Source organism: Phenylobacterium sp. (genome assembly GCF_037968635.1).
Classification (GTDB): domain Bacteria; phylum Pseudomonadota; class Alphaproteobacteria; order Caulobacterales; family Caulobacteraceae; genus Phenylobacterium.
The window spans coordinates 1-2,966 of the sequence record NZ_JBBKVV010000166.1; the positions used below are offsets into that span (position 1 = coordinate 1).

The 2,966-nt window shown below is 65.3% G+C and carries 4 protein-coding genes, 1 tRNA gene and 1 rRNA gene; 5 read left to right on the forward strand and 1 reads right to left on the reverse strand.

Annotated features, from left to right (window positions below):
* The 3 genes from rrf to AAC997_RS18105 form a co-directional block, all read left to right on the forward strand.
* A 5S ribosomal RNA gene (rrf, locus tag AAC997_RS18095) occupies positions 1–112 on the forward strand; the annotation flags it as partial.
* Positions 113–163: 51 nt separating this feature from the next.
* Positions 164–240: transfer RNA gene (locus tag AAC997_RS18100), tRNA-Met, on the forward strand.
* Positions 241–359: 119 nt separating this feature from the next.
* Positions 360–821 carry a cupin domain-containing protein gene (locus AAC997_RS18105; RefSeq protein ID WP_340647101.1) on the forward strand — a complete coding sequence of 154 codons (462 nt, stop codon included), beginning with the start codon at positions 360–362 and terminating at the stop codon, positions 819–821.
* A gap of 60 nt (positions 822–881) precedes the next feature.
* Here the strand turns inward: AAC997_RS18105 and AAC997_RS18110 are convergent, their stop codons facing one another.
* Entirely contained in the window at positions 882–1,166 is a 285-nt protein-coding gene (locus tag AAC997_RS18110) for a hypothetical protein (protein WP_340647102.1), read from the reverse strand.
* 329 nt (positions 1,167–1,495) lie between these two features.
* Here AAC997_RS18110 and AAC997_RS18115 point away from each other — a divergent pair, with 329 nt between their 5' ends.
* On the forward strand, positions 1,496–1,771 hold the full coding sequence (locus tag AAC997_RS18115) for a hypothetical protein (protein ID WP_340647103.1): 276 nt from the start codon (positions 1,496–1,498) through the stop codon (positions 1,769–1,771).
* Between the two features lie 88 nt (positions 1,772–1,859).
* Positions 1,860–2,840, forward strand: coding sequence for an aldo/keto reductase (locus AAC997_RS18120; protein WP_340647104.1), 981 nt, complete (start codon positions 1,860–1,862; stop codon positions 2,838–2,840).
* Positions 2,841–2,966: the final 126 nt, after the last annotated feature.

Genomic DNA, 2,966 nt, shown 5'->3' on the forward strand with positions numbered 1-2,966 from the left:
GGTGGTTTTGCCGAGAGGTCCCCACCCGATCCCATTCCGAACTCGGTCGTTAAGCCTCTCTGGGCCGATGGTACTTTGTCTTAAGGCACGGGAGAGTAGGTCGCCGCCAGGTCTACCAAACGGATATGTCCAATAACCCTTCAATCACGATTTCTAGCTTTGCCGCGGGGTGGAGCAGCCCGGTAGCTCGTCAGGCTCATAACCTGAAGGTCACAGGTTCAAATCCTGTCCCCGCACCCAAGATCTCTTAAAGCCCCGCTCGCGCGGGGTTTTTTGCATCTGGACCCTTGCGGCGGGTGGAAATCGGCATAATTCTAAACTTGCGATTACTTGGGTTGCGTCAGAATTGGCGACCGCTGATGCCCAAGATTGACCTGACGGCCATCCCCATCGCCCGCGGCAGCAGCTACCCCGAGCCCTTTGACCGGCCGTGCAACGGCCAGAGCTACCAGAGGCTGGCGCGCGACAGCGGTCTCACCTCGTTTGGGGTGAATCTCACGGTGATCGAGCCCGGCGCCTGGTCCAGCCAGCGCCATTGGCACACCCTTGAGGACGAGTTCATCTGGGTCGTGGAGGGTGAGCTGACCCTGGTCACAGACGCCGGCGAAGAGATCCTGCGTGCGGGGGACTGCGCGGCCTTCAAGCGGGGCGTCGCCGATGGCCATCACCTGATCAACAGAACCGACCGGCCGGCCAAGGTGCTCGAGATCGGCAACGCCGACCCGCAGGACACCTGCACCTATCCCGACATCGACATGATCGCGGGCCCTGAGCCCGGCTACAAGCACCGCGACGGCACGCCCTATCCTCCGACGCCCTGAGGTCCAAAGAAAAGGGCCGGCGGCTGGCCGACCCTTCCCGTTCAGATCTGGGAGTTTGGTTTAGCGCTGGGCCAGCCGCATGGCTTCCAGCCGGGCGACGTCGGCGCTTCCCAACTGTCCTAGCGCCGAGCTGACCGAGCCCTTCATGCAGCGGCCATAGGCGTCGAGGAGCAGACTCTCGCCGGTCACCGCCTTGGCGCACACCTTCTTGGCGGCCGCGACGATGTCGGCATGGATTTGGGCGCTGGATTTGCCGACCAGGGAGACGCGGACGCCTTCCTGAGCTTGGGCGGCCGGAGCCAGGGCGAGGGTGGCCAGGGCGGCCAGGGTCATCAGTTTCATCATGTTGGTCGTCTCCGAAAGGGGTTGGGGTTCAACCGCCTCCCGACGTTCCTCAGGCGGAGGCTTGAGCTTCTAAAATGGCCCAAGCGCCTCGCCTGAGAGCGACTTAGCCAGCGGATTCGGCGGCCATCAAATGCTTATGATGCGTCGCACCATTGAAATGGTGCGGTGCGGCGGGAGCGGGCGCCGCCGCCCAAATGGTTGGCGCCTGAGCGGGACGATGCGCCTGCGGCATGGCGGTTGCGGCGGAGGATCGGGAAGACGCCGAAATGAAACACTTGCATTGGGTCGCTCTTCACATTTGATTAACCTCTATGAATTGCTGAGGTCACATGTTGCTTTCCGTCCTGGCCTTGATGGCCGCCATTTCCGCCCCGTCGGGCCCCTCCGGGGCGACCTCCGAGGCGGCCCCGGCCCTTGCCGCCAACGCCTATATTGTCGAGTGCCTGGTCAATGGTCCGGCCCTGACCGCCTGCACCGTGATCGACGCCGACCCGGCCACCAATCCGGACGCCGCCACCGCGCTGAAGCTCGCCGCCAATATCCACGTGCCGGACTCCATGGCCCAGGCCGGCCGCATCCGGATCAAGCTCAACGTCAATCCGTAAAGCCTTCCGGCTGCGATTGACGAACTGATCCCGCCGGCTCCACAAGGCTCGCGCGCACTGTCGCGCGCCGTCTTTGAGGAGCCGCCCCATGCAGACCCGCAAGCTTGGACCGTTCGAGGTCTCTGCCATCGGCCTGGGCTGCATGAGCCTCTCCCACGGCTACGGTCCTCCGGCCCCGCGCGAACAGGCCGAACGGGTGCTCAAGGGCGCGTTGGACGCCGGCTACACCTTCCTCGACACCGCCGCGGTCTATGGCGTAGGCCACAACGAGACCTTGATCGGCGAGGTGCTGGGCGACCGGCGCAACGACTACGTCCTGTCGTCGAAGTGCGGGCTGACCAATGGCGACAAGCGCGAACTGAACGGTCACCCGGATGTGTTGAAGGCCACCTGCGAGGGCAGCCTGAAGCGCTTGGGGACCGATGTCATCGACCTCTATTACCTGCACCGTTGGGACAAGCGCGTTCCGATCGAGGACAGCGTCGGCGCCCTGTCCGAGCTGGTGGCCGAGGGGAAGATCAAGACCATCGGCCTGTCGGAGGTGTCGGCTGACACCCTGCGCCGCGCCCACGGCGTCCACCCGATCACCGCCCTGCAGACGGAATATTCGCCCTGGACGCGCAATCCGGAGATCGCAGTGCTCCAGGCCTGCAAGGACCTGGGAGTCACCTTCGTCGCCTTCAGCCCCGTGGGCCGCGGCTTCCTGGCCGGCGGCGTTTCGGACCCGACCGCCTTCCAGGAGGGCGACATGCGTCTGGGCATGCCCCGATTCCAGGGCGAGGCCTTCGCGGCCAACTTGAAACTCTTCGAGGGCTTTTCCGGCTTGGCGGGGGAGGCCGGCTGCACCCCGGCCCAACTGTGCCTGGCCTGGCTGCTGGCCAAGGACGAGAGCATTGTCCCGATCCCAGGAACCACCAACCCGGGCCACATGGTGGAGAACGCGGGCGCGGCGGCCATCACGCTGTCGGCTGAAATGATGGCCAGGGTCGAGGCTCTGGTGAACCCACAGACGGTTTCCGGCCCGCGGTACTCGCCGGCCATGCAGGCGTCCATCGATACCGAAGGCTAGGCGTCTCTCAGCGACTCGAAGGCGCTGATCAAGGCCGCCTGGGCCAGGCGTTTGGCGCGGGCGGCGACCTCGGCCTCGGGCAGGTCGTGCAGGCCGCGGGGGCGCGGCAGGCTGATCTGCACGGTG

Coding starts and splice junctions, on each gene's coding strand:
- AAC997_RS18105 (WP_340647101.1), top strand. CDS start 360: ATGCCCAAGATTGACCTGACGGCCATCCCCATCGCCCGCGGCAGCAGC.
- AAC997_RS18110 (WP_340647102.1), bottom strand. CDS start 1,166: ATGATGAAACTGATGACCCTGGCCGCCCTGGCCACCCTCGCCCTGGCT.
- AAC997_RS18115 (WP_340647103.1), top strand. CDS start 1,496: ATGTTGCTTTCCGTCCTGGCCTTGATGGCCGCCATTTCCGCCCCGTCG.
- AAC997_RS18120 (WP_340647104.1), top strand. CDS start 1,860: ATGCAGACCCGCAAGCTTGGACCGTTCGAGGTCTCTGCCATCGGCCTG.